This window comes from Ruegeria sp. BI11 (genome assembly GCF_056538005.1).
This window is the reverse complement of record NZ_JBQFSM010000011.1, coordinates 144,194-166,728: the sequence shown is the minus strand read 5'-3', so window position 1 is coordinate 166,728 and position 22,535 is coordinate 144,194. Positions and strand designations below refer to the sequence as shown.

The following is a 22,535-nucleotide window of genomic DNA, read 5'->3' as shown; positions in this document are numbered from 1 at the left end:
CATTAGCGACTTTCCAAACCAACGTCCCGCGCCAATTCGAAACAAAACACCTTCATCACCCCATGTGACATATCTGCAAAACATGCAGAAAGTCATCCCAGGTTGGCGCTGATCGGTAGCTTACCCGGACCGGGTCGGATGCCCGAGTGCCCCGGCTGCTGCTGAGGTGCCGATGGGTGTTTATGCAAGAGCCGAATCGTGGCAAGTTGCTGAAAAGAAAAACCTTCCCGGAACATACGTAAAATTTTTTTCGCAGTGGCATTCTCAGCTTTGACTGGGTGTGATAGCGTCCGGCCAAGGCTTGATTTAGGAGATTCATGATGATCAGAGCGACCCTGCTTATTTTGACGCTTTCAACCATCGGCGCCTATGCGCAGGACGCTACCGAAGGTGCAACCCCAGGCCAGGTTGATGCCACCCGCGTTGCTCCGCTGGACGGTGCAGCCACCGCAGCTGCGGCTGAGGGCGTGACCGGTTTTGTGCCTCTTGTTGCACCTGCACTTGGTGTGGCTGCGGCCGCTGTGGGTGTGGCTGCAGCCGGCGGTGGCGGCGGGTCGTCAAACAGCACCACAAGCACAGTGAGAACCAACTGAACCAGCCTGTGTAATCCAACGAAATACGGTGCGCCAATTCGGCGCACTGCCTCCTGGAAAGCCACTACTGCAATCTCTGATTTCTGGAAGACTTTGTCGTGTAGAATACTCGGGATTGTCCCCCGGAGAACTGCTTACACTCGTTGAGGCCCGACACACGCAAGGCGTGTGTGTCGTTGCTCCGCTCTATGGTTCCAAGGCACTCAATTTGACCAGTTCGGCTGCTAGCGCCCTGTTCTTGGAAATGCGGCTGAAGCCGCCAGAAAAATGATCCGAAATCCATTTAGAGTATGCGTTCGGCCACTGATGATTGTAGCGGGACGGTGCCCAACGATTGTTCGATTGGTCTTTGAAATGCTCGCAGTCGCATGGGAATTGGACGAAAAAATTGACTGAACAGTAAAAAAATGCTGCCATCCCGCTAGACAGGAGAGTGTTATGACGAAAACAAAATTTTCAAGAAGAGTACTGCTGGCTGCGGTCGCCGCAGCTTCAACCCTATATTCCGCTGGTCTGGCGGCGGCCGAAACCGTCAAGGTGGCGGCGATCTATACCTTGCCGGTAGAACAGCAATGGATCAGCCGTATACACAAGGCCCTGAACACCGCAGCCGAGCGGGGAGACATTGAATATGTGTTCTCGGAAAACGTGGCGAACACGGATTATGAGCGTGTGATGCGCGAATATGCCGAACAGGGGGCGCAGCTTATTGTAGGAGAGGTGTTTGGATTAGAACGCGCCGCGCGCAAAGTGGCAAAAGACTACCCTGACACCGCCTTTTTGATGGGGTCATCTTTTGGGCCGGTGGCACCCAATTTCTCGGTCTTTGACAACTGGATTCATGAACCATCCTATCTGACCGGCATGGTGGCGGGTGCGGCCACGGAATCGAATGTGATCGGCATGGTCGGTGGATATGCCATTCCCGAGGTGAACCGCCTGATGAACGCCTTCATGGACGGTGCCCGCGAAGTGAACCCGGATGTCACCTTCCTCGTGACCTTCATCGACAGCTGGTACGATCCGCCAAAAGCCAAAGAAAGCGCTATCGCGATGATGGATGCGGGTGCGGATATCATGTACGCAGAGCGCTTTGGTGTCTCGGATGCGGCGGTTGAGCGGGGCGTGAAAGCCGTGGGCAACGTCATCGACACCTCAGGCGATTACCCGGGCACGATCATGGCCTCGGCCCTGTGGCATATGGAACCGACCATCGATAAAGCCATCGCCAATGTGGCGGGTGGTTCGTTCGAGGCTGCGGATTACGGGCAGTACAGCTTTATGGGCTATGGAGGCGGGTCGATGGTTCTGGACGAGGAACTGGTGCCGACCGAGGTACTCGAGGCAGTGAATGCCCGTCAGGCCGAAATTTTGGACGGTCTGTTCAGGGTGAATGTGAACGACGACCGCCCGGTCTCGGATAACTGATTGCACTTGGGTCGGTCTTTACACCGGCCCGCGTTTCCAATGAAAGATGCCACGGTTCTGAAACTCAACGGGCTCAGCAAGCGCTTTGGTCCGGTTGTCGCTAATGATGATGTCAGCCTGACCCTGAACAAGGGTGAGGTACTGGCGTTGTTGGGTGAAAATGGCGCGGGTAAAACCACGTTGATGAATATGCTGTTCGGACATTATTTGCCCGATTCAGGGTCAATCGAAGTCGCTGACGAGGCGGGTGTCCTGCAGCAGCTACCGCTTGGTCATCCGCAGGTGGCATTGGCCGCGGGCGTGGGCATGGTGCATCAGCATTTCACGCTGGCCGAGAACATCTCGGCCCTAGACAATATTACTCTGGGTTCGGAACCCTTGTTCGCCCTGCGCCGCAATCGGCGTGAAGCTAGGCGAAAGATCCAAGCTATCATTGACCGAAGTGGTTTGACCGCACCGCTGGACACGCCCGTTGGGCGGCTATCGGTTGGCGAAAGACAGCGGGTGGAAATCCTGAAGGCGCTGTATCGACAGGCGAGGATTTTGGTATTGGACGAACCCACTGCCGTACTGACTCCGCAAGAGGCTGACACTCTGTTTGAAAACATCAGAATGATGACGGGCGAAGGGCTGTCAGTCATATTCATCAGCCATAAGCTGCGTGAGGTTTTAGCTTTCTCCGACCGGATCGCGGTACTGCGGCACGGGCGCAAAGTGGGTGAGATGGCGACCTCGGACGCGGATGAAAAATCTATCGCCAGAATGATGGTCGGAGCGGACACACCAGAACTGGCTGGTGCGGCATTGGCACCGGGCGCGCCGGTTCTGACCTTGTCGGGCGTTTCGGTTGTGGGCCGATCAAAGCGCGATACGCTGACCGGTGTGGACCTAACGGTTTGTGCGCATGAAATACTTGGAATTGCCGGGGTTTCGGGGAACGGGCAAAGTGGACTGGCGGATGTGATTTCGGGCTTAAAACAGCCTGAACAGGGTCTAATTACTGTGGATGCGACTGAAATTGACGTGCCAACTCCCGCTTTGATGGTAAGTGCGGGCGTGGGCCGCATTCCCGAAGATCGCCACCGCGAGGGCATCGTCGGCGCGATGAGCGTGGCCGAGAACATGGTGATCGAACGTTTGGATGATCCGGATGTGCAATCGCGCGGTCTTCTGCGACGCGAAGCAATTCAGGAAAATGCTCAACGTCTGGCAAAAGCCTATGACGTGCGGGGGCCGGGCGTTGAAGCTCCAGCGCGGTTGTTGTCAGGCGGTAATATTCAGAAGCTCATTCTTGCGCGGGTATTTGACCGCGGACCGCGCCTAATCCTAGCCAACCAGCCAACCCGCGGGTTGGACATGGGGGCTGCGGCTGAGGTCGGACGCCGCCTGCTTGAGGCACGCGAACGTGGGGCCGGAGTGGTGCTGATTTCAGAAGACCTCGATGAGATTCTGGGCCTGGCTGATCGGATCGTAGTGATCCGCGATGGTGAATTGCATGAAGCCCCCGGTCGTGACCGGGAACAGATCGGGCTGATGATGGCAGGAGAACCGGCATGATCCGCATTGAACCGCGCCAGACTCAGTCCCGGGCCTTTACTTTGGGCGTTCCGATTCTGTCGGCGCTGATTGCGCTGGGGTTCGCCGCCATCCCCTTACTGGCCGCTGGAGCAAACCCCGTTCTGGCTTACCAAGAGATGTTTCGCGGCGTGTTTGGCTCTGTTTTTGCGTTTTCCGAAGTGTTGACCCGCGCTACGCCGCTGATTTTCACCGGTCTGGCTGCCGCTTTGGCATTCCGTGCCAAGCTGTGGAATATCGGGGCCGAAGGGCAGCTTTATCTGGGTGCGATGGCCGCAGTGGCCGTTGGGTCAGGGGCGCTGGATGTGCCCGGCATCCTATTGTTGCCGCTGATTGTGGTGCTGGGTGCGGCGGGGGGCGCGGCGGGGATGGTTACCCCGACCTACCTGAAAACACGCTTTGGCGCGGATGAGGTCGTGACCACGCTGTTGCTGAACTTCATCATCCTGATCTTTGTACAAATGATGTTGGAAGGGCCGCTGCAGGATCCGATGAGCCTGGGCTGGCCGCAATCGGCCCCGGTCCTGGAGCAGGGTATGCTACCGCCATTGATAGAGCGGATGCGAGTGCATTCGGGACTTATATTGGCTCTAATATTGGCTGGTTTGGCACAATTCATGCTGGCCCGCTCGGTTTGGGGTTTCCGTTTGCGGGCGGTAGGGGAAAATGCCGCCGCCGCGCGTCACGCCGGGATCAATGTGAACCGATCTCTGTTCGGGGTCGCAGTTTTTTCAGGCGGGCTGGCCGGTTTGGCGGGGGTCAGCGAGGTTGCGGGGCTTAAGGGTTATCTGACCTCAGACCTGTCGCCCGGTTTTGGTTATACGGGCATCGTGGTGGCCATGCTGGCAGGTCTGTCGCCTGTGGGCGTAGTGATCGCCGCGCTCTTTATCGCCTCCGTGTTCGTGGGGGCCGATAGTATGAGCCGCGCCATGGGTGTGTCGTCCTTTCTGGCCGACTTGGTTGTATCGGTTTCGCTGCTTTGCGTTCTGGTCGGAGGGTTCTTTGCACGCTACCGGATCGTCCGGGCCAGTACCACCAGGGCGGCGTCATGATGGACATCCTCAATATCCTGCTTTCTGAGAGTTTTTGGGCCGCGTCCCTGCGCATTGCGACGCCGCTGATCTTTGGGGTGTTGGGCGCGTTGATCTGCGAACGTGCGGGCGTGCTGAACCTCGGGATCGAGGGGATATTTGTCGTCGGCGCCATGTGCGGCTGGATGGCTGTCTGGCTGGGCGCGGGGTTGTGGGGCGGTGTGTTGGTCGCTGCGCTGTCGGGGGCCTTCTTTGGCCTGTTGCACGCGATCCTGACTGTGCCTCTGGGCCTGTCGCAGCATGTCTCGGGGTTGGGGATTACGCTGTTTGCTACCTCGGTCAGTTATTACACTTATCGCACGGCATTGCCGAACGTGTCTTCTCCGCCCCGGATCGAGCCGTTCCAACCGTTGGACTTGCCCATACTGTCTGAACTACCCTTTTTGAGCTCTGTTTTGTTCCAGCAGACCGCACTGACCTGGCTGGCACTGCTGCTGGTGGCGGTGGTCTGGTATGTGATGAACCGCACTGCTTTGGGCGTGGCCGTCCAAGCGGTTGGAGACAACCCAGACAGTGTGGATGCACAAGGCCTGTCGGTTTACGGGCTGCGGATCGGAGCCATTGTCGCGGGCTCGGCACTGATGGCTCTGGGCGGTGCTTTCCTGACCATGAGTGCCTTTGACGCCTTCTTCTTCGGGATGGTCAATGGGCGCGGCTGGGTCTGCATCGCGCTAGTGATTTTCGCCAGCTGGCGTCCCGGCAAAGCTTTGTTGGGCGCGTTGCTGTTTGGCGCGTTTGATGCGTTGCAGGTTCGGTTGCAGACTGAGATTGGCGCGTTAGTGCCGGGACAGGTGTTCTTGATGGCCCCGTATATCCTGTCAATCATTGCGCTTGTCGTCGCAGCCCGGTCGGCGGATTACCCGCGTGCATTGCTCACCCCCTGGTTCAAGGGCCAAAGATAGGAGCCTCCATGTTCGACTTGATCGTCAAGAATGCAACTCTGCCTGATGGCCAGACCGGCGTTGATATCGCTTGTGCGGACGGTCAAATCGTTGCGATTGAATCCGGGATCACTGCCCAAGCGGGCGAGGAGATTGACGCAGGCGGCCAATTGGTCTCGCCCCCGTTTGTCGATCCTCATTTCCACATGGATGCGACTCTATCGCTGGGCAATCCGCGCATGAATGTGTCGGGCACCTTGCTGGAAGGCATCGCGTTGTGGGGTGAGCTGAAGCCGATCCAGAACGTCGACGACATCGTTGCCCGTGCATTGCGCTATTGCGAATTGGCCGTGTCCAAAGGTATTGGCGCGATCCGCAGCCATGTGGACACCTGCGATGATGAGCTGAAGGGCGTCGAGGCCTTGCTGCAGGTGCGCGAGCAGGTGAAGGATTACCTGGAACTGCAATTGGTGGCTTTCCCGCAGGATGGCGTTCTGCGCGACCCCACAGCGATGGAGAATACCATCCGCGCGTTGGATATGGGTGTGGATGTGGTGGGTGGTATCCCGCATTTCGAACGTACGATGGCCGACGGGGCCAAATCTGTGCGCCTGCTGTGTGAAATCGCGGCCGAGCGCGGTTTGATGGTCGATATGCACTGTGACGAAAGCGATGACCCGCAAAGCCGACATGTCGAGACATTGGCCTACGAAACCCAACGTTTGGGTCTAAATGGTCGGGTTGCGGGGTCACACCTGACGTCGATGCATTCGATGGACAACTACTATGTCTCGAAACTGATCCCGCTGATGGTCGAGGCCGGGGTACATGCAATCCCGAACCCGTTGATCAACATCATGCTGCAAGGCCGCCACGACACCTATCCCAAACGCCGCGGCCAGACCCGGGTGCGCGAACTGCGCGATGCGGGGATCACGGTGGGGTTCGGCTCGGATTGCGTGATGGACCCATGGTATTCGCTGGGCAAGGCTGACATGCTGGATGTTGCCTTTATGGGGCTGCATGTGGGTCAACTCTCAAGCCGGGCCGATATGGATTGGTGCTTTGATGCGGTCACCGAAAACTCGGCCCGGATCATGGGGCTTCAGGGGTATGGCGTTGCCAAAGGCTGTGCGGCCAACTTCGTGCTGCTTCAGGCCCGTGACCGGATCGAGGCGATCCGCCTGCGCGCCCATCGACTGGCTGTGGTGCGCAAGGGGCGCGTGATTGCCCAGTCAAGCCCGGTTACTTGTGACCTAAACCTACCCACAGGAGAAAAGAACCTGGACGAGGCGCAGGTACCATTTGTCTGATTTGTGCAGTTTGGCCGGAGTTTCCGCTGGGTCGCGGCGTCCAGACTCAATCTATTGTTGCAACAATCAAAATGATCTGGATGATCAGTTGCACCAAGGTCGCAGCAAGCGGCCGGCCGTCGCAACGACGGCGCTAACAAGAAACCGGGGAGAATAAGATGATCCTAAGAAACCTGATGATTGCCGCCAGTGCGACTGCGCTGATGGCCGCAAGCGCTTCGGCTGAAACCCTGCGCTGGGCGCGGGCGGGCGACTCGCTGACGCTGGATCCGCATGCCCAGAACGAAGGCCCGACTTCGGCGCTGGCGCACCAGATTATGGAAACACTGGTGATGCGCGACCATTCCGGCGCGTTGGTGCCGTCATTGGCCACCGAATGGGCACCGTCGGAAGAGAACCCAAATATCTGGGTGTTCAAGCTGCGCGAAGGCGTGACCTTCCATGACGGGGCCGAGTTCGACAGCGAAGACGTTGTGTTCTCGCTGAACCGCGCGATGACGCCGGATTCCGATTACAAAGAGCTGTTGGCTTCGGTGAAAGAGGTGCGCGCGCCCGACAAGTATACGGTCGAGATCGAAACTGACGGTCCGAACCCGATCATGCCCAACAACCTGACCAACATGTTCATGATGGACAAGGCTTGGGCCGAGGCGAACAACGCCGTCAAGGTGCAGGACTATGAGGGTGGCGAAGACACGTTCGCAGCCAAGAACGCCAACGGCACTGGCCCTTATAAATTGGTCAGCCGTGAACCGGATGTGAAAACCGTTCTGGCCGCCAATGAAAACTACTGGGGCAAGGACGAATTCCCGCTGCAGGTGACCGAGATCATCTATACTCCGATCCAGAACGCCGCCACTCGTGTTGCGGCTCTGTTGTCGGGCGAGGTCGATTTCATCCAAGACGTGCCGGTGCAGGACCTTGAGCGTGTGGCCGGAGCCGATGGTCTGGACGTGCGCACAGCACCGCAGAACCGGGTGATCTTTTTCGGTCTGAACATGGGTGACGCCGATCTGGCTAATGACAATGTGGACGGCAAGAACCCCTTGTCCGATGTCCGCGTGCGCCAGGCCATGTCCAAGGCGATCAACCGCGATGCGATCAAGCAGGTTGTGATGCGCGGCCAGTCGGCACCTGCCGGCATGATTGCCCCGCCCTTCGTGAATGGCTGGGATGAAGGCATGGACAGCTCGTCCACCACCGATATCGAAGGCGCCAAGGCCCTGATGGCCGAGGCTGGCTATCCGGATGGCTTCACCATTCAGCTGGACTGCCCGAATGACCGCTACATAAATGATGAGGCGATCTGTCAGGCCGCTGTTGGTATGCTCGCGCAGATCGGAATCACCGTGAACCTGGATGCCAAGCCCAAAGCGCAGCACTTCCCGCTGATCAACAACCTGGAAACCGATTTCTACATGCTGGGTTGGGGCGTTCCAACGTACGACTCGGAGTACATTTTCAACTTCCTGGCGCATACCAAGGGTGAGAAGTACGGGTCGTGGAACGGCACGCGGTATTCCAACCCGGAGCTGGATGCCAAGATTCAGGGTCTCGCCTCGGAAACCAACCTGCCCGAGCGTGACAAGCAGATCGCGGAAATCTGGCAGGTGGTTCAGGACGAACAACTGTACATCCCGATCCACCACCAGGTGCTGAACTGGGGCATGAAGTCCAACGTCGGCACCGTGGTCGAGCCGGAAGACTCGCCCAAGATCAAGTACTTCACTCTGAACTAATGTAATCAGAATAGTGACTTGGCAGGGCGTGATCCTCGCGCCCTGCCTTTTGCGTTATCCTTCAATACGACCCCTTTGCGAGAGCCACAGGGAGATTTCGCCATGTTCCTCAGAAACAGTGCCATAGGCTTGGCATTTCTGGCCGCCACCAGCGTTCAGGCGGCCGAGTTCAAGTGGGCCTCGACCACAGACCCGCAAACGATGGACCCACACGCGGTCAACTCAGCTCCGGTTCTAGGGTTTCTCAACAACGTCTACGAAGGGCTGGTCCGCCGCGACAAGGATATGAGCGTCGAACCCGCCCTGGCCGTCAGTTGGGAGCCGATCGGTGATGGTGAAGGCTGGCGTTTCAATCTGCGTGAGGGCGTGACCTTTCACGATGGCAGCACCTTTGATGCGCAGGACGTGTTGTTCAGCTATCAGCGCGCTTCGGGCGAGGCGGCTGACACCCGCAGCTGGTTCGCGCCGATCAGCGAGGTGAAGGTCGTCAACGATTACACCGTAGATTTCATGACCACCGCGCCGAACCCGCTGTTCCCGTCATCCATCGCCAACTGGATGATCATGGATCAGGGCTGGACCGAGGCTAATGACGCCGACGTGCCCGACAAGGAAACTGGCAACTACGCCACGCTGAATGCCAATGGCACCGGTGCGTTTAAAGTTACAGCGCGTGAGCCGGGGCTGCGCACGGTTCTTGAACCTTTTGGTGATTGGTGGGGTGAGGTCGAACACAACATCACCCGCGCCGAATTCACCCCAATCCAGAACCCGGCGACCGCCGTTGCAGCACTGTTGTCGGGCGATGTGGACATGATCAACCCGGTGCCGATTCAGGATGTCGCGCGCCTGCAAGGCAACGATGAGGTGGACGTTATTCAGGGAATCGAAGCGCGCGTGATCATGCTGGGCTTTGACCACCAGGCCGAGACGCTGAAATACACCGATGACGCAGGCAAACCGAACCCGTTCCGCGATCCGCGCGTCCGCAAGGCGGTAGCACAAGCAGTGAATGTCGATGCCATTCTGGCCACCATCATGCGCGGCAATGCCGAAGCCGCCTCGCAACTGGTTAGCCCCGCCATGAGCGGCTATTCCTCAGCCCATGCTGATCGTCCTGCTTACGATGTTGAGACTGCCAAGGCGCTGTTGGCCGAGGCAGGGTTTGCAGATGGGTTCTCATTCGGTCTGAAGTGCCCCAATGACCGCTACCTGAATGATGAGGCCGTCTGCCAGGCCGTCGTCTCGATGCTGGCTCAGATCGGGATCACGGCAGAGTTGGAGGCCATGCCCGTCCGCAACTATTGGCCCGAGCTGCGCGAGGATAACTACGACATGTACCTGCTGGGCTGGAGCCCGGGCACGTTAGACGCCGAACACCCGGTGCGGTTCCTTGTGGCTACGCCGAATGAGGAAAAGAAGTTGGGCAGTTGGAATTTTGGCGGATTCTCGAACGTGCGCGTGGACGAGCTGTTGCCGATGATTCAATCGGAGTTGGATGAAGCCAAACGTCAGGCCATGCTGGATGAGGTCGCGCAGATCATTCAGGACGAGCAGGTCTATGTGCCGATGTATGTCCAGCCCCTGGTTTGGGGCACGCGCAGCAATGTCGACCTGACACAGCGGCCGGACAACTTCTTTCTGCTGCGCTGGGTGACGGTGAACTAACGGAACGTCGCGTCTGTCTGTTAGCGATAGCTTGACCATCTGGTCAAAGCCAGCCTAGAGAGACCGATCAACGAGGGAAACGAATGTTCGCATATATCGTCCGAAGGATGTTCCAATCCGTGATCGTGCTGCTGGTCGTGGGTCTGGTGGCCTTTTCGATGTTCCGCTTTGTCGGTGATCCGATCGACAACATGTTGGGGCAGGAACGCACTCAGGCCGACATTGACCGGCTGCGCACCGAACTGGGATTGGATCAACCCTTTCCAGTGCAGTATTTCAAGTTCCTCAAAGGCGCGGTTCAGGGCGATTTTGGGGTCTCGTACCGTCAGGGGCGGCCCGTCTCGACGATCCTGATCGAACGTGCGCCTGCCACGCTTGAGTTGGCCTTTGTTTCGGGCTTTCTGGCCATAACGATGGGCATCGCGCTGGGCGTGTTTACGGCGATCCGACGACAAGGGATCGCCGCGAATGTGATCATGACCGTTTCGCTGCTAGGGGTGTCGCTGCCGACCTTCCTGATCGGGATTTTGCTGATCTATGTGTTTTCCATCGAATTGGGTTGGTTACCCAGCTTTGGCCGAGGGGAGACGGTGAAGATCGGCAACTGGTCCACCGGGTTCTTGACGGCATCGGGACTGAAGGCGCTGATCCTGCCGGCGATCACGCTTGGCCTCTATCAGATGACGTTGATCATGCGGTTGGTGCGGTCCGAAATGCTTGAGGTGATGCGTGCTGACTACGTCCGCTTTGCCCGGGCGCGCGGGTTGTCGGATCGAGTGATCAATTTCCGCCACGCGTTGAAGAACACGCTAGTGCCGGTTATCACCATCACCGGGTTGCAGCTGGGATCGATCATAGCCTTCGCCATTATCACCGAGACGGTGTTTCAGTGGCCGGGCGTTGGTCTGCTATTCATTAACGCGATCCAGTTTGTCGATATCCCCGTCATGGCCGCTTATCTGATGCTGATTTCGGTGATGTTCGTGACGATCAACCTGATTGTCGACCTTCTTTACTATGCCATTGACCCGCGCCTGCGTGTCGACGCGAGGGCCACATGACCGATACTATCGAAAATCCGCAGTCCGCGCCCAAATCGCGTTTCGCCAAGTTCTGGGACAGCGATTTTGCCTGGTCGTTCCGCCATTCTCCGGTGGCGATTATCGCGTCGGTCGTGGTGGTTATCCTTGTGCTGGCGGCCATCTTTGCACCGCTGATCGCGCCTTATAATCCGTTTGATCCGGCAACGCTGAACCTGATGAATGGGTTTACCCCACCGGGCACGCCGAACGCCTTCACGCAGGAAACTTTCCTGCTGGGCACTGACGATCAGGGACGCGACGTGTTCTCGACCATCTTGTATGGGTTGCGGATTTCGCTGTTCGTGGGTGCCTCGGCTGTGCTGCTGGCGATGATCATCGGGGTGATCCTTGGCCTCATGGCCGCCTATTATGGCGGCTGGGTTGAGACCGTGATTATGCGGATTGCCGATGTGCAGCTGACCTTTCCGGCCATCCTGGTCGCCATGCTGATCTTTGGCATTGCCAAGGGGGTGACACCGCCGGAATACCGCAATGCAATGGCAATCTATGTTCTGATCATCGCCATTGCGCTGTCGGATTGGGTACAATTCGCCCGCGTCGTACGCGGTGCAGCGCTGGTTGAGAAAAACAAGGAATATGTGCAGGCCGCCCGTCTGATTGGCCGCGGGTCGATCCCGATCATGTTTCGCCACATCCTACCCAATGTGCTTAGCCCGGTTCTGGTGATCGCCACCATCTCATTGGCTCTGGCAATCATTGCCGAGGCAACGCTCAGCTTCCTGGGTGTGGGCGCGCCGCCGACCCAGCCGTCGTTGGGCACACTGATCCGCATTGGACAGGGTTTCTTGTTCTCGGGTGAGTGGTGGATTCTGTTCTTCCCAGCCTGCACCCTTCTGGCGCTGGCCCTTTCTGTGAACCTGTTGGGCGACTGGCTGCGCGATGCGCTGAACCCCAAGCTGCGGTGATTTCATGAGCCTTCTGACAATCAATGACCTGACGGTCGAATTCCCCACCCGCCGCAAATTGTTCACTGCTGTGAACCATGTGGATCTGTCGGTTGAACCCGGCGAAATCCATGGGCTGGTGGGTGAATCCGGTGCCGGAAAATCCACCATCGGCGCCGCCATCATGGGCTTGTTGGACCGACCCGGCCGTATCGCCAGCGGAACCATCAAACTCAGCGGTGATCAGATCAGCGGTCTGGACGCCGAGGCGATGCGCGGGCTGCGCGGCAAGAAGATCTCGATGATCTTTCAGGACCCGCTGACCTCGCTTAACCCGCTGTTCACTGTGCGTGAGCAACTGGTTGAAACCATTCAGGCCCATCTGGGTGGCTCGGACGCTGAGGCCAACAAACGCGCCCGCGACCTGATCGACCGCGTGGGAATCCCTGATCCGGACACGCGGCTGGACCAATACCCACACCAGTTCTCGGGCGGGATGCGGCAGCGTGTGGTGATCGCGCTGGCGCTGTGCACTGAGCCGGATGTGATCATCGCGGATGAGCCGACCACAGCGCTAGACGTCTCGGTTCAGGCTCAAATTCTGGACTTGATCAAGGAACTGGCAACTGAACGTCAGGTTGGCGTCATCCTGATCACGCATGATATGGGCGTGATTGCCGATACGACCGACAAGGTGACGGTGATGTATGCGGGCAAGGTGGTGGAAACCGGGCCGACGGCGCAGGTCATGGGGCAACCCAGCCATGAATACACCAAGTCGCTGATTGCGGCCGTTCCGCGCCCGACTTTGAAACTACACCGTTTTCCGCAGATCAGCTATGGCGGGCGCGAGACCCGCTTTGCCATCGACGACATGGCGCGGCATTGGCCCAAGGTGGATAATGACACCACCAAACCGGTATTCGAAATCCGAAACCTGACCAAGAAGTTCCTGCAGAGCAAAGGCCTGCTGCCTTGGAACCGCACCTATTTTACCGCCGTGGATGATGTCAGCTTTGATATCCGCGCGGGTGAGGTGTTTGGGGTTGTGGGCGAGTCCGGCTCGGGCAAATCTACTGTTGCCCGAATGATCGCTGGCCTCTATCCAGTTGATGGCGGCACCATCACGTTCGAGGGGCAGGTGGTCAGCGACCTGACCAACCGGGCGGCGCTTGATGCCTATCGCAAGAACATTCAGATGATTTTTCAGGACCCGTATTCCTCGCTCAATCCTCGGATGCGTGTTGACGATATCGTGGCCGAACCGATCCGCCATCACCGGCTGATGGATGGGGCCGATATCAAACGCCGTGTAGATGAACTACTGGATCAGGTGGGGCTGGGCCATGAGGCCGGGTTGAAATACCCGCATGAATTCTCAGGCGGGCAGCGGCAGCGTATTTCGATTGCGCGTGCTTTGGCCACGCAGCCGCGCTTTTTGATCTGCGACGAACCGACCAGCGCGCTGGATGTCTCGATCCAAGCGCAGATCCTGAACATCCTGAAGGACCTACAGGAACACCTGGGCCTGACCCTGCTTTTCATCAGCCATGACCTGCCTGTGGTGCGCCAGATGTGCGACCGGGTGGCGGTGATGAAACAGGGCAAAGTGGTCGAATTGCGAGAAACCAATGATCTGTTCGCCAACCCGCAAACGGATTACGCCAGTGAATTGCTGCGGCTGATGCCCAGACTGGATGATCTGTCGATCGAGGGGCTTAGTGCCGAGGCCTAATGCTCTTATTTCGGGCATATGGGCGTACATAAACATTAAATTCGTTAACCATTGCAGACTCGGGCAGGTCTGCTGTGGTAGGTCTGTCTTTGAAGTTGGGGGCTTCAGAGGGGCGACATGTCTCAGGACCTTAGGGACTGGCTGAGCGCACTTGGACTATCTGAATATGCGCAAGCCTTTTTGGATAACAAAATTGATTTCGCAATTTTGCCCGATCTGACGGGCGAAGACCTGATCGAAATCGGAGTGACCGCTGTCGGAGACCGCCGCAGGCTGCTGCGCGCGATTGCCGAGCTTGAGACGGTCGAAACTGTTCAACCCTATGAACCTGAAACCCCGCTTGAGCCCGCCAAGCGGCAGGTCACGGTGATGTTCGCTGATCTGACCGGTTTTACCCGCCTGACCAGTGAACTGGACGCCGAAGACATGCATGCGCTGCTGAATGCGTTTTTCGCTAAAGTGGATCATGTGGTTGAAAAATTCGGTGGCCGGATCGACAAACATATCGGGGACGCGGTGATGGCGGTGTTTGGTGCACCGATCTCGCACACCAATGATACCGAACGAGCCGCGCGGGCGGCGCTGGAAATTCATGCGGTGCTGCCCGGTTTGAACCCGCCGCTGTCGTGTCATATCGGCATCGCGTCGGGTCAGGTGATCGCCAGCACAACCGGCAGTCAGGCGCATACAGAATACACGGTCACGGGCGACGGCGTGAATCTGGCTTCGCGCATCACCGATATGGCGACGCCGGGTGATACTTTGGTGTCGCATGACATTCAGCGTGCGTTAGGGCCGCTTTTTGTCGGCGAGTCGTTGGGTGAAAAGCCCATCAAGGGGCTGAACGAACCCGTCGAGCTGTGGCGGTTGGACCGAATGGCGCGCAACATCCGGTCGCGCCGTCATCGCTTTGTCGGGCGCGAGCGCGAGATGTCGCTGTTCTCAGCCACGTTCGACCGCTGCCAGCAGCACGGCAAAGGTGAGGTACATATCGTTCTGGGCGAGCCGGGCATCGGCAAAACTCACCTGTCCGAGCAGGTGGCCGAAATGGCCGCAGGCCTAAATTACTCGATCCACAATGGCGTGGTCATGGACTTTGGCGCGCGTGAGGGACATTCGGCCATCCAATCCGTTGCCCGCAGCATTTTAGGGCTTGAGGCCATGGATGATGCCGCCACTTGCGCGACAATGGCACAGGATGCGGTGAGCAAAGGCTGGGTGTCGCCATCGAACGCCACACATCTGAACGCGCTGCTGGAACTGGAGCAAGACCCAGGCCTAGCCGAGGTTTATGCAGTGATGGACAATGCCACCCGCCAGCGGGGGCGACGGCAAGTGATCGACGAACTGATCGCGGCACGCAGCCGCGATGCGCCGATGCTGATTCAGATCGAGGATATCCACTGGGCCGCCCCCGATATCCTGACCGCCTGCGCCTATATCGCCGCGACCACGCGTGACTTGCCCTGCGTGCTGTTGATGACCAGCCGGGTCGAAGGCGATCCGATCAACCGTGAATGGCAAATGGGAACTGAGGGCGCGCTGACTTCGAAACTGGAACTAGCACCGATGGGTGATGAACAGGCCCGGCAGCTGGTTCAGGAATTTACAGGTGTAGATCCTGAGCTGCTGGATGCCTGCGTGCAGCGAGCTGGGGGCAACCCGCTGTTTCTAGAACAGCTCTTGCGCAATATTGACGTGCTGAAACGCGAATCTGTGCCAGGCAGCATTCAGGGCATCGTGCAATCGCGGTTGGATGCGTTGGACCGGGCCAGCCGGGCGGCGATTCAGGCGGCTTCGGTATTGGGACAGCGGTTCTCGCCCGAGGTGCTGAACTTTATTCTGGGCGAGGGGCATCTGGACACCTCAACCCTGATCCGCTCTGCTCTGATCCGCGAGGCGGGAACCGATTTGATGTTTGCCCATGCGCTGATCCGCGACGGGTCTTATGCCACGCTGGTGAAATCCGAACGCGCGCGGCTGCACCGTCAGGCCGCGAAATGGTTCGAAGACCGCGACGCCACCCTACGCGCACAGCATCTGGACCGGGCAGGAGCCACCAATGCGGCGCAGGCATATCTGGAGGCTGCCGAGAAGTTGATTCAGGCGTTTCAATTCGACGATGCTAGCCCGCTAATCGAACGGGCGCTGGAACTGCCTGCGCCGTCCGGCGTGCGGTTTAATCTGTTCTGCGCCCGGGGGGAAACCCACCGATTGCAAGGCCTGTCGGATGATGCCTTACGCGAATTCAAAGAAGCCGCTGATCTGGCCGATACGGATGAGCAGACCGCCCGTGCCCATATCGGCTTGGCGCAGGCGGCACGCCAGGCTAGTTTGTACCAAGAGGCGCTGCAGAGCCTCGACACGGCTGAGATCGCCGCAGAGCAGTGCGGATCAGAGCGGGACATTGCCCAGATCAACTATGTCCGCGGCAATGTGTACTTCCCTCTGGGTCGCGTTGAGGATGCGCTGCAAAGCAATGAAAAGGCTCTAACACTGGCCAGAAAGCTTGAATCGGCGCGGCTTGAGGTTGGTGCGCTTAGCGGGTTTGGCGATGCGAATTTCATGAACGCGACTATGCAGACCGCGTCGGGGTTCTATACGCAGGCGGTGGAACGGGCGCGGGAAAAGGGGTTGGTGCGCGATCTGGCGGCGAATCTGCACAATCTCAGCGTGGCGCGCAGCTATACCGGCGATGTGGCGCAGGGCAAGCTAGATGCGCAAGAAGCGATTGAAGTGTCCCAGAAATACTTTGCCTTTGTACCCGAATGTGTGGCGCAGACCTGTCTGGGCGTGGCGCATACCTTTCTGGGCGAATTGGATCAGGCGTTGGAGACGTTCTCAGTCTCGGCAGAAATTGCCAGTCGGGTTGGTGCAAAGCGGCTTGAGGCACAGGCGTTAGAGCATTTGGCTCGTACGCAGGTCTACGCGGGGCAATTGGACGCGGCGCGGGAAACCGGTCAACGGGCTGTCGATATCGCGTTGGAACATGGTCGGAATTTCGTAGGACCCAAGGCGCTGTCGGCGCTGGCCATGGCCGAAACAGACTCTAATAAACAGGATCAGCACCTGAAATTGGGTGCTCAGATCATTGCCGAAGGCTGTGTCGGCCACAGCCATCTGCATTTTTATCCTGATGCCAGCGCCGTCATGCTGGCGCGGCAGGAATGGGACCGGGCCACCGAATATGCGGATGCTCTGGCGAAATTCACCGCCGAGGAACCCCTACCAATGGTCGATCTGTCGATACAGCACACCAGAGTTCTGGCCGCGTGCGGGGGGTGGGGTATCCCGATGACAGCGCATGAAGATTTCGAAGCGCTGGGCGCGCGCTTTGCCGAGATGGGCATCACGCAGTCTCTGGTCGGCCGGCTAAACTAGGCAGGGGGCTGAATGAGCATCGAAAAGAAGGTTTGGTTGATTTCCGGCGCCCTGACATTTGCTCTGGCCGTCGTGTTGTTCAAACTTCTGGTCGCGCTGAACCACTTCGAGGGCGATCCGACGCAATTGCCGGATCAAGCCTCGGTCGATGAGTATCTTCAAAATCTGGGAAATGCGCCAGATTATCGGGTGAAAACCGGGATTTTTATCAAATCCTTCAGCTTTACAGGCGCCAGCGATGTGCATGTCAGCGGTTATGTCTGGCAGCACTACGAAGACGGCGTTCATGACGCGATCAAACCGACCAAGGATGAGGTGGGTTTTATCCTGCCCGAGGCCGTCGACGCCGCGAACGGTGTGATCGAAGAGGCCTATCGCATGGATCAGGACGGCACGACACTGATTGGCTGGTATTTTGAACAAAGCCTGCGGCAAAGCTTTGATTACACCAGTTACCCCTTCGACCATAAAACCGTTTGGGTTCGGTTCTGGCCCGGAGAATTCGATGTAAATGTGGCTCTAATACCAGACTTTAAGTCCTATCCCGCCACTGGACCCGACGACATTTTCGGCATAGACCCCCGCATCGTCATGGGCACGTGGGAACGTGAGAACACCTATTTCGACTATCGCCTGTCCGATCTGGATACGACGTTGGGCATCGGCGAAAATGAATTCCAAACCAACCTGCCCGAGCTGCACTATAACTTCGTGATTAAGCGAAATTTCGGGAACGCCTTCATCGTCCACATGATCCCCTTAATCGTGGTGACAATGCTGCTGTTCGGCGCAGTGATGACCGTGACCCGCCGCCCCGAGTTGGTTGACCGGCATGATTTCAGCACCTCCAGCGTGATTGGCACCTGTTCAGTCCTGTTTTTCGTGATCCTGCTAGCCCATGTGCAATTGCGCGAAGGCTTTGCCGGATCTCCGGTGATCTACATGGAATCGTTCTTTTTTCTGATGTATTTCCTGCTGCTGGCGGTCTCGATTAACACCTACCTGTTTGCGTCCGAGGCCGTGCCGTCCCTGCGGTTCATCCACTACAAGGACAACCTGTATCCAAAGGCCGCGTTCTGGCCTTTTGTCCTGCTGTGCATGGTGGCGATCACGGGCTACAACCTGAGCCTCAAAGCGGGGCCCGTGGATGAGACCGTGATCGAAAGCCAGAATTAGGCAGGCGGCTGAAAACCCGGTTTTGGTGTGCCGGTGGCCATGTCGAGCGTGTATTCCGCCACAATCCCCGAAGAGCCCTGTTCCCATTCGTCGAGATATTTGTTGGGGTGCGCGATCACATAGGTATAGGCGGGCTTTTTCACGCCATCTATCAGCACGTTGATCCGCTTACGGACATAGACATTCTCGGGCGAATTGGGGCCGTGATAGCCTTCAAGCTTGTCCAGCTCTTTCAAACCAGAGGATGAGACGCGATAGACCTCGCCCCGTACGGCTTTGCCGCGGCCCTTCTGATCGACCAGCGTGGCCATTCGATGCAGGAAGCCGCAGTTCGGATTGTCGCAGAACGGTTCGTGCGGCACGATCAGGGGCATGCGCTGACGTGTGATCGCTTCGCCCACGAAATCATCCAGTACCTCGATATGGGCGTCGTGGTTCGGGAACCCCTTCTTCAGCGACCCATAGGTGAAGTAGAGATAGGTCTTTTCCCGGTCCTCGATCAGGTCGCCTTCGTCCTCTTCCTCCAATTCAGTCAGGGTGTGGGTATTGGCCCAATCGTCCAGCATCGCCTTAATTTCCTCCGAGACCTTGGCGTCCCTGGCGTTCTTGGGGTTCTGCAGGAAGTGGATGCACGCGCTGGCGTCGATCCCGTCAGCCCCCAGCAGGATTTTCACCATCTCGACCGAGTTGTTCATCACCGCCACATGCAGGCTGGTAAAGCCGTGGTCGTTGCTGGCATTGACGTTGATGCCGCGGTCGATCAGTGCCTGGGCTGCTTCAAGATCGGGCTTGCCCAGGTCCATTCCGCTCTCGTTCATCTCACCTTCGCCGCCTGCCGCATAGTGCAGCAGCGTATCGCCGTTGCTGTCATCAACGATGTCGATCCCGGCCATGCCGTGGTCGATGGCCTGAAACACGCGCTTCCATTGCGCGAACTCATCCGAGGCGGCAGCCTCTTGCGCCCATCTGCAGATGTTGTGTTCCTGATCGGCCAGTTCCTCGAAGGCTTCGTCTAGAACCTCCATGATCTGATCAGGGGTAGCCATCATGCCGATCCCCATCATGCCGTTGGACAGCCGCCCCTTGCGCGGCCCGACCAGATCAATGCCCAGATCGCGCAGTTTTTCGACGTTCCGCTGGGTGGTGACATTGTTCCACATATTGGTATTGCAGGCGGGGCACAGGATCACCGGCTTGTTCCGGTATTGCCACGCCACAAAGACCGAAGTCAGCAGGTTGTCGGCAATCCCGTTGGCAATCTTGCCCATCGTGTTGCAGGTCACCGGCGCAACGATCACGCAATCGGCCCAATCGCACAGCGCCAGATGCGAGGCGCGCAGAGGCATGCCGAACTCGATATAGCGAAAGTTCCATTCATCGTCGTCGCGGTAATAGTCGTTATGAGTAATACATTTTTCGATCCGCGCAGTACCGAAATCACGAAAGAACTTCTCGGCCGAGACCGAAGGGATCAGTTTCACATTGTGCCCGGCCTCGGTGATCCGTTCGACCAGTTCCGGCACCTTGTCGGCCGCCGAAGATCCACAGGCGCACAGCAAGACGTTGCGCTTTTCAGTCGGCGCATCGGTCAGCCCTCCTTTGGGATAGCCAAAGATGTTCTTGTCCAGACTGGGGGATTCATGGCGCAGCAAAACCGGCAACCCGGCCGCATGCACCTGTTCTTGTAACTCGCCTTTCAGGATCATATCGACGATGTCCGACCGCCTGCCCAGACAGTTGCCCTGGAAAAACAGGTAAGGCGGTTTTTCCTTGCCGGTCAGCACATTCAGTTGCCTCCGAATCTTCATCACATTAGCCCCGTGGCCTTCGATGTCGATCAGCTTGACGCTAGTGATGCCGATATTCGAAAGGATGCTGCGTAACATGTATGACCACGGGTCCTCATCCGCGTAAAACAGCACGATTGGATTGGTCGCAACGATACGCGCCACGTCAGTTGGGTCTTCGGGTGGCTCGTATTCCTCAATCACCAGCATCGCCGGGTTTTTCACATCTCGCAGGCCGCGGAAGATGTGCCCGCGCGGGGCCTGCCAGACCTGCGAGGTCGCGGGGCTCATGTCCACCACGGTCACCAGATCAGTGTCCTCGTCATAGGCGATGCAGAGACACCAGAACTCTTCCAGCAAGGCCGTTTCGCGATACACGTTTTCGGGCGGGCGGATGACCTCGAATCCCAACACGCGGTTGAAGTCGATGTTGATCATCAAGTGCCGGTCTTCATCGCTGTTGAGCAAGCGTAAATGATCTTGGAACCACCGTTCGGGTGTGATCTCCTCTGGATCAGGGCGCAGGGCAAAGCTGTGGAACGTGCTGCCAAGATGTACATCGGGTGACTGGCTTAGATAGCGCTGCGCTAAGCTGTGCATTTCCTTGGCGGTGGAAACACGGCTTAAGGCGTCGGTGTAATCGGTCTGCGTGGCAATCAGCAGCTTGTCTTCATCGACCTGCTCATCCCCAAGGATCGCAAGGCTTTCGGCCAGCACCCCCAACGAGTTCATGTTCGGGCTGGCCCGCCGGAACAGGTTGCGACGTTTCTTGGGGTCTTTGGCCAGATACAGCGTGCTGTCCACATAGTTGCAGTCCTGCTGCAGGGTCTGCAGGTTGGTCTTCACTGCCTCACGTGCCGAGAACCGCAAGATGCCCCGTGACCGCATCGAGGTTCCGTCACGGTCCGACATCCCGGCCCAAAGTCGGTCGATGGTGGTAACCCAAAGCTTGCCGTATTTCTCGGGGTGCACATCCATCATATGCACCAGCCCGGTGCTGGGATTGCATTTGGCGATGATGGCAAAGTGGCCACCGGGCATGGTCGGTTTGCCATGGGCTACACCGACCTGAAAATTCGCCACCAGAATGTCGTTATCCCCGCCCAGGCGGTTGGATTCGTCGATCGCCTCAAGCAGCAATTCGACTGAGGTTGTGGCCTCATCCATGAAATAGGCCTGAACCTGCACCTTGTCGCGCAGACCCTGCGTATGGATGAAAGTGCAGGCGACATCGTAAAGCTCGCCCAGCGAGATGCCGTCATTAACCACGAAAGACGTGGGCAGGGCGCATTCGCGAAAGATATCGTTGACTTCGCAACTGAACCCAAGCGCAGACATACTGAGTGCCGCTGCCGTCACGCTGCAGCAATTGATGGGTTGCTGAAAGTTTTGCAGATGTACGCTGACCAGATCACCGAACAGGGTGTCATAGCAGGCCTCGCGGATATCGGTCGGAATTTCCAGCCAGTGGTTGCTGGATAGGTAAGCCAGCTTGGTGCCGGGTGTGGCCAGCGCTTCGAGGCTGACGGGAATATCAAAGATCTCAAGATGTTCCTCGTAGAAATAATCGCCTGTATCGGCCGTTGCCAGAACCGTCTCGTCCTGTCGCAGATGCACCTCGCCGCCCAGCACCACATACATGCCCTGGGATGGCAGGATCGTGTCCTCGGCCACCTCGAAACACTCGAAATGAGGTTGGATTACTGTTGGATCATCGGCGGGCAGAACCTCTTGTATCAATGCCCATTCGGAGTCGGTTGGATGATAGGAAATAGTGTTTTCAATCGGGTCTTTAGGCACGTCTGTTCCCCCCCTGAACTAAGCCGTGAATGTCGTCAAAGAACCAGTGTTGCGTCTTGTGGCATGTGTCAGGCGCCTGATGGTCAAACAGAAATAAGGGACCGGCCCGACGGTTAATCTGCACTGGCCGGGCCAACAGAACACGCACGTTCAGCGCGAACAAATGGGCCCAATTGCGCGTACCGTATCGCATTTGGACACAAAAATCACCGATGTTGTTGAATTGACTATACGAGTTCGGGTTGTGGTTTTTGTCGCCCGCTTCCTGTTAGTTTTAATTTGAACAATATGTCGGATTTTGCGTCATAATGACGTAACTTTGGGCGTTTTCGTCAAGAATACCCCTGCGGATCGAACAGCCCACCCTCCATACTTTTCATA

At 57.7% G+C, this 22,535-nt stretch carries 14 protein-coding genes; 13 read left to right on the top strand and 1 reads right to left on the bottom strand.

The window, feature by feature from the left end; all coding sequences use genetic code 11:
* The first annotated feature begins 320 nt into the window (after window positions 1-320).
* The 13 genes from ACR0DT_RS20160 (at window position 321) to ACR0DT_RS20100 (ending at window position 18,567) form a co-directional block, all read left to right on the top strand.
* Window positions 321-593, top strand: coding sequence for a hypothetical protein (locus tag ACR0DT_RS20160; protein ID WP_480712468.1), 273 nt, complete (start codon window positions 321-323; stop codon window positions 591-593).
* A 438-nt stretch (window positions 594-1,031) separates the two neighbouring features.
* The gene (locus tag ACR0DT_RS20155; protein WP_480712467.1) at window positions 1,032-2,021 is read left to right on the top strand and encodes a BMP family protein; all 990 of its coding nucleotides are present in this window, start codon (window positions 1,032-1,034) and stop codon (window positions 2,019-2,021) included.
* Between the two features lie 39 nt (window positions 2,022-2,060).
* Window positions 2,061-3,578 carry an ABC transporter ATP-binding protein gene (locus ACR0DT_RS20150; RefSeq protein ID WP_480712466.1) on the top strand — a complete coding sequence of 506 codons (1,518 nt, stop codon included), beginning with the start codon at window positions 2,061-2,063 and terminating at the stop codon, window positions 3,576-3,578.
* On the top strand, window positions 3,578-4,648 hold the full coding sequence (locus ACR0DT_RS20145; protein ID WP_480712479.1) for an ABC transporter permease: 1,071 nt from the start codon (window positions 3,578-3,580) through the stop codon (window positions 4,646-4,648). The genes ACR0DT_RS20150 and ACR0DT_RS20145 overlap by 1 nt, the downstream gene beginning before the upstream one ends.
* Entirely contained in the window at window positions 4,648-5,589 is a 942-nt protein-coding gene (locus tag ACR0DT_RS20140) for an ABC transporter permease (protein ID WP_480712478.1), read from the top strand. The genes ACR0DT_RS20145 and ACR0DT_RS20140 overlap by 1 nt, the downstream gene beginning before the upstream one ends.
* An 8-nt stretch (window positions 5,590-5,597) precedes the next feature.
* Complete coding sequence (locus ACR0DT_RS20135) at window positions 5,598-6,881, top strand: amidohydrolase family protein (RefSeq protein WP_480712465.1); 1,284 nt, start codon at window positions 5,598-5,600, stop codon at window positions 6,879-6,881.
* 158 nt (window positions 6,882-7,039) lie between these two features.
* The gene (locus tag ACR0DT_RS20130; RefSeq protein WP_480712464.1) at window positions 7,040-8,620 is read left to right on the top strand and encodes an ABC transporter substrate-binding protein; all 1,581 of its coding nucleotides are present in this window, start codon (window positions 7,040-7,042) and stop codon (window positions 8,618-8,620) included.
* 102 nt (window positions 8,621-8,722) lie between these two features.
* On the top strand, window positions 8,723-10,288 hold the full coding sequence (locus ACR0DT_RS20125) for an ABC transporter substrate-binding protein (protein WP_480712463.1): 1,566 nt from the start codon (window positions 8,723-8,725) through the stop codon (window positions 10,286-10,288).
* A gap of 83 nt (window positions 10,289-10,371) precedes the next feature.
* Window positions 10,372-11,349 (top strand): ABC transporter permease, encoded by a 978-nt coding sequence (locus ACR0DT_RS20120; RefSeq protein ID WP_475212237.1) that lies wholly within the window; start codon window positions 10,372-10,374, stop codon window positions 11,347-11,349.
* On the top strand, window positions 11,346-12,296 hold the full coding sequence (locus tag ACR0DT_RS20115; protein ID WP_480712462.1) for an ABC transporter permease: 951 nt from the start codon (window positions 11,346-11,348) through the stop codon (window positions 12,294-12,296). Before ACR0DT_RS20120 ends, ACR0DT_RS20115 begins: the two co-directional genes overlap by 4 nt.
* Window positions 12,297-12,300: 4 nt before the next feature.
* Window positions 12,301-14,010, top strand: coding sequence for an ABC transporter ATP-binding protein (locus ACR0DT_RS20110; RefSeq protein WP_480712461.1), 1,710 nt, complete (start codon window positions 12,301-12,303; stop codon window positions 14,008-14,010).
* Window positions 14,011-14,127: 117 nt separating this feature from the next.
* On the top strand, window positions 14,128-17,391 hold the full coding sequence (locus ACR0DT_RS20105) for an adenylate/guanylate cyclase domain-containing protein (protein ID WP_480712460.1): 3,264 nt from the start codon (window positions 14,128-14,130) through the stop codon (window positions 17,389-17,391).
* Window positions 17,392-17,403: 12 nt separating this feature from the next.
* Window positions 17,404-18,567, top strand: coding sequence for a hypothetical protein (locus ACR0DT_RS20100; protein ID WP_480712459.1), 1,164 nt, complete (start codon window positions 17,404-17,406; stop codon window positions 18,565-18,567).
* Here ACR0DT_RS20100 and ACR0DT_RS20095 read toward each other — a convergent pair.
* Window positions 18,564-22,154 carry a flavoprotein gene (locus ACR0DT_RS20095; RefSeq protein ID WP_480712458.1) on the bottom strand — a complete coding sequence of 1,197 codons (3,591 nt, stop codon included), beginning with the start codon at window positions 22,152-22,154 and terminating at the stop codon, window positions 18,564-18,566. The genes ACR0DT_RS20100 and ACR0DT_RS20095 overlap by 4 nt on opposite strands.
* Window positions 22,155-22,535 lie beyond the last annotated feature (381 nt).